This is a genomic window from Kitasatospora sp. NPDC057692, from assembly GCF_042799475.1.
Lineage (GTDB): Bacteria > Actinomycetota > Actinomycetes > Streptomycetales > Streptomycetaceae > Kitasatospora.
On sequence record NZ_JBHVIV010000155.1, the window covers coordinates 4,016 to 9,270 of the forward strand.

Sequence of the window (5,255 nt, forward strand, 5' to 3'; positions counted from 1 at the left end):
TCCGCGGCGGGCCCCCTCTCGTGGGGGGCGGGGGCGGGGGGGGGGGGGGGGGGCTCCCTCTCGGCCGGGGGGGGCCCCGCGGGGGCCGGGGCGGGGGGCCCCCCACGACTCACGCCCCACGACTCACGCCCTACGGCGCGTGCCCCAAGGCCTACGGCTGCGGGAAGTTCTCCTCGTCCACGTCACTGGTCTTCGCGTTGCCGCCGACCTTCGCGGTCAGCGTGATCGACCAGACCGAGTACGTGGTCCGGTCGGTCTCGAACGCCATGGTGTCGTCGAACTTCGTGTAGCTGCAGTTCTGGGTGAACATCTTCAGCGTGGGGTCCCAGTCGACGCCGTCCGAGAAGAAGATGTCGTAGGTGCCGTCCTCGACGCCCTCGATCGACGCCTTCTTCCCCTTGCCGACGTACAGCGAGTGGACCGCCTTGCCGTTCTGGGAGAGCGAGACGACGGAGTCGGTGCTGCCGCCCGTGTTGTCGACGTTCAGCTCGCCCTTGCCGCGCAGCCGGCCCTTGGTGACGAAGGTGTCGTTCTCCTGCGAGCGGGTCTGCTGCGCCGGCGTCTGCGGGGCGGCGAAGACGGTGGTGTACCCGGCGGCGGTCATCTCGGCCAGGGCCGCCGGGACCGCCTTCAGGCCCTCGGAGAGGCCGAGCTGGGCGAAGGCGGAGCCGGTGGTGCAGAAGGACTTCGCCTTGATGTCGGTCCGGAGCTTGGTCAGGTCCGTCGCGAGCTGCGACAGGGCCGTCACCAGCTGGCGCTTGGTGGTGCCGACGGTGACCGGCGTCTCGCTCAGGCCGAGACCGCTGCTCGCGGAGTTGGCCGCGGTGGCCGCCTCCTGGAGACTGGCCGTGAAGGTCGGCAGGTCGGTGGCCGGGTTGATCTTGCCGAGCGCCGTGCCGACCGGGTTGACGAAGCCGGCGAGCACGGGCCCGTACGGCGTCGGGGTCGGCGTCGGGGTCGGCGTCGGTGCGGGCAGGGCGGTGGTGAAGCGGTCCGACGGACTGGACGCGGCCGTCTCCCCCGACCCCTTTGAACCGCCACTCGAACAGGCGGCCAGCAGCAACGCGGTGCCCACCGCTACGCCGGCCTTGGTGAAGGACTTCATGCCGCTCCCCCGGGGGCTCTCTAGGTACTGATCCATGCACACTCCGTGCTGTCTGCTGTCCCCGCCGACATGATTCCGATCCGACAAGACGCGGTCAACAGAGCGCACTTGCAGCGCACCGAAGCGTAGCGGGAGCGTAGGACAGAGCGCACGGAGCGGTTCCCGGCGTCAACTACGATCAGGAGGTGCTCAGCCTCACGGGTCTCCCCCTCCAGATCATCGCCTCCGTCATCGCGATCGGCGTCTTCGCCGCGACGATGTGGCTCTGGCCGAGATTCGGCGGAGGCGGCTGGAAGGCCTGGGCCGGGCGGATCGGCGCCTTCCTCGCCACCCAGATAGCCGTCCTCGTCGCCATGGGGCTGATCGCCAACGGCTACTTCGGCTTCTACAGCTCCTGGAGCGACCTGCTCGGCACCAACGGCAAGCCCGGCACGGTGGTCGACCACCAGCCGAACGCGGCCGCCTCCCTGGCCGTCACCGGCGAGAAGAACATGTACTCGGCGCAGGGCTCGGCCCGCGACCGCTCCGGGCTGATCCAGGAGGTCTCGCTCCGGGGCCCGGCGAGCGGTCTGAGCAGCGACGCCTTCGTCTACCTGCCGCCGCAGTACTTCCAGCCGGAGTACGCGCAGCGCAGGTTCCCGATGGCCCTGGTGCTGGCGGGCTACCCGGGCTCGGCGGAGAAGCTGATCACGCTGATGCAGTACCCGGCGTCCGCGCTGACCGCGATCGAGCAGAACAAGCTGCCGCCGACCGTCCTGGTGCTGATGCGCCCGACCCTGTCCGGCAACCGCGACACCGAGTGCATGGACATCCCCGGCGGGCCCCAGGTGGAGACCTTCTTCACCAGCGACCTGCCGGCGGCGCTGGCCTCCACCTACCGGATCGGCACCGACCCGGCCAACCGCGCGGTGATCGGCAACTCGACCGGCGGCTACTGCGCCCTCAAGTTCGCGCTGCGCAAGCCGGACGCCTACCGGTCCGCGATCTCGCTCTCCGGCTACTACACCGCGCCGATCGACGAGACCACCGGCGACCTGTTCGCGGGCAACGCCCAGCTGAAGCAGGAGAACGACCTGGTCTGGCGGCTGAAGAACAAGCCCGCCGCGCCGGTCTCGCTGCTGCTCGCCACCAGCTACGACGAGAACAACTACGAGGGCACCCAGGCCATGGTCAACGCCTTCAAGGCACCGACCAGCCTGTCGACCATCACCCTCGACACCGGCGGCCACAACTTCCACACCTGGACCAGGGAGATCCCGCCCGCCCTGGAGTGGCTCGGCAAGCACCTGACGATGCCGCAGGCCGCGTAGCGCGCCCACGGCGGGAGCACCGCCGGGCGGAGCGCCGGCGGGCCGAACAACGCCGGGCCGAACAGCCCCGGGCGGCGCGGCCGCCCAGATCACAGCCGCCTCCCATCCCGGTCTCACGGTTCTCTCAGACGGGCGCCCGAACGTAGCGCCCATGACCACGACCAGCCTCACCCCACCGGCCGGCGAGCCCTGGCCGGAGGCCGGGGACTACCCGCCCCCGGTGCTGCCACCCGCCCCCGTGCCGGAGGGGGCGGCGTCCGAGCGGCCCGCCCCGCCGCCGCTGTTCCCGGAGCTCCCGCCGCCGCCCGCCGGTCCCAAGGGGCCGGCGTCCTGGGCGGGGCGGCTGCGCACCCTGCCGGCCCGGACCTGGCGCGGGCGCGCCGACGACCCGCGCTGGGTGCGGCCCGCGCTGCTCGCGCTGCTGGCCGCCACCGCGGTCCTCTACCTCTGGGGCCTGTCCGCCTCCGGCTGGGCCAACTCCTTCTACTCGGCCGCCGCCCAGGCGGGCAGCCAGAGCTGGAAGGCCTTCTTCTACGGCTCCTCGGACGCCGGGAACTTCATCACCGTCGACAAGCCGCCGCTCGCGCTCTGGCCGATGGCCCTCGCGGCCCGCGTCTTCGGGCTCTCCTCCTGGTCGGTGCTGGCCCCGCAGGCGCTGATGGCGGTCGCCACGGTGGCCGTGCTGTACGCGACGGTGCGCCGCCGCTTCTCCCCGCTCGCCGGGCTGCTGACGGGCGCCGCGTTCGCGCTGACGCCGGTGGCGGCGCTGATGTTCCGCTTCAACAACCCGGACGCGCTGCTGGTGCTGCTGCTCACACTGGCCGCGTACGGACTGCTGCGGGCCGTCGAGGCGGCGGGCACCCGGTGGCTGGTGTTCACCGGGGTGATGTTCGGACTGGCCTTCCTCACCAAGACCCTGCAGGCGTTCCTCGTCCTGCCCGCCTTCGCGCTGATCTACCTGGTGGCGGCGCCGACCGGGCTCTGGCGCCGGGTGCGCCAGCTGCTGGCCGGCGGGCTGGCGACGGTGGTCGCGGGCGGCTGGTGGGTCGCGGTGGTCGAGCTGGTCCCGGCCTCGGCGCGGCCGTACGTCGGCGGCTCGCAGGACAACAGCTTCCTCTCGCTGACCTTCGGCTACAACGGCCTCGGCCGGCTCAACGGCAACGAGACCGGCAGCGTCGGCGGCGGCGGGCGCAACCGGATGCCCGCCGGGGCCGAGGCGGTGTTCGGCGGCGCGCCCGGCGGTGCGCCGGCCGGGGGGCCGCCCGGCGGGATGCGCGGCGGGATGCGCGGCGGTGGCGGCTGGGGCGAGACCGGCATCACCCGGCTGTTCGACGGCGACATCGGCGGCCAGATCGCCTGGCTGCTGCCCGCCGCGCTGATCCTGCTGCTGGTCGGCCTCTGGGCCACCCGCCGCCACGCCCGTACGGACACCGCGCGCGCGGCGTTCCTGGTCTGGGGCGGCTGGCTGCTCTGCACCGCGCTGACCTTCAGCTTCATGTCCGGGATCTTCCACCAGTACTACACGGTGGCGCTGGCCCCGGCGGTCGCGGCGCTGGTCGGCATGGGCGCGGACGGGCTGTGGCGGGCGCGGCACCGGCTGCCGTACGCGGCGGTGCTGGCCGGCACGCTCGCGGTGACGGCGGTGTGGGCGTACGTGCTGCTCGGGCGCAGCTCGGACTTCCTGCCGTGGCTGCGGCCGACGGGGCTGGCGGGCGGGCTGCTCGCGGCGGTGGCCCTGCTGGTGGCCGGACCGCTCGGGGCCCGGCTCGCGAGCCGGGCGGGCGGGGCCGTGGACGCGGCCGCGGAGGAGGGCGGTCGGGGCGGGTCCTCCCGGCTCGCCGGGCGGCTGGCGGCGGTGGCGGGCCTGGTGGGCGCGGCGGCGGCGCTGGGCGGACCGGCGGCGTACGCGGTGGAGACGGTCGGCACCCCGCACCAGGGCTCGATCGTGCTGGCCGGGCCGGCCGTCGAGGGCGGCTTCGGACCGGGCGGCGGCGGTCGGCGCGGCGCGGGCGGCGGGCCGGTGCTGTGGCAGAACGGCCAAATGATCGTGCCCCAGCAGGACGGCGGCCAGAACGGCTTCCCGGGCGGCGCCCAGGGCCTCCCGCAGCAGGACGGCGGCCGGGGCGGCCGCACCCCGAACGGCAACGGCACGCCGGACGGCGGCAACGCCGTCGGCGGCTTCCCCGGCGGCACCGACGGACCCGGCGGCACGGGTGGCATGGGCGGTATGGGCGGCATGGGCGGGCTGCTGAACGGCGCCCGGGTGAGCGGCGAGGCGGCCGACCTGCTCAAGCAGGACGCCGGCGCCTACCGCTGGGCCGCCGCGACCAGCGGTTCGCAGAACGCCGCCAGCCACCAGCTCGCCTCCGGCGTCCCGGTGATGGCCCTCGGCGGCTTCAACAGCACGGACCCGTCGCTCAGCCTGGCCGCCTTCCAGCAGTACGTGCGGGAGGGCAAGGTGCACTGGTTCATCGGCGGCGGCTCGCGCCGCACGGCCGGGGGCGAGACGGACGGCGCCACCGGCACGGCCGCCATGCCCGGCGCGCCCGCCGGGCCGGACGGCGGCTCGTCCCAGTCGCAGACCGCCCGGATCGAGGAGTGGGTGGCGGGCCACTACACCGCCCGCACCGTCGGCGGCTCGACCTTCTACGACCTCACCCAGCCGCCCTCCTCCTGACGGTCGGAGGGCGGGCCACCACAACGGCGGGGCGGGGGGGCGGGGGGGGGACGGGCGCCCCCCCCCGCCCGGGGGCACCCGCCCCCCCCCCCCCCCCGCGGGTTTTAAAAAAAAAAAGGGCGCGCGCGGAGGGGGGGGGGTTTTTGTGGGGGTGGGGGGGGGA

At 74.3% G+C, this 5,255-nt stretch carries 3 protein-coding genes; 2 read left to right on the forward strand and 1 reads right to left on the reverse strand.

Going from position 1 to position 5,255, the window contains the following annotated elements; all coding sequences use genetic code 11:
• Window positions 1-151: 151 nt before the first annotated feature.
• A complete protein-coding gene (locus ACFVFS_RS39740) occupies window positions 152-1,141 on the reverse strand; it encodes a hypothetical protein (protein WP_380629929.1) in 990 nt (329 codons plus the stop codon).
• A 149-nt stretch (window positions 1,142-1,290) separates the two neighbouring features.
• Between ACFVFS_RS39740 and ACFVFS_RS39745 the strand changes: the two genes are divergently transcribed.
• Entirely contained in the window at window positions 1,291-2,415 is a 1,125-nt protein-coding gene (locus ACFVFS_RS39745; RefSeq protein WP_380629931.1) for an alpha/beta hydrolase, read from the forward strand.
• A 151-nt stretch (window positions 2,416-2,566) separates the two neighbouring features.
• Window positions 2,567-5,092 carry an ArnT family glycosyltransferase gene (locus ACFVFS_RS39750; RefSeq protein WP_380629933.1) on the forward strand — a complete coding sequence of 842 codons (2,526 nt, stop codon included), beginning with the start codon at window positions 2,567-2,569 and terminating at the stop codon, window positions 5,090-5,092.
• Window positions 5,093-5,255: the final 163 nt, after the last annotated feature.

Coding starts and splice junctions, on each gene's coding strand:
- ACFVFS_RS39740 (WP_380629929.1), bottom strand. CDS start 1,141: ATGGATCAGTACCTAGAGAGCCCCCGGGGGAGCGGCATGAAGTCCTTC.
- ACFVFS_RS39750 (WP_380629933.1), top strand. CDS start 2,567: ATGACCACGACCAGCCTCACCCCACCGGCCGGCGAGCCCTGGCCGGAG.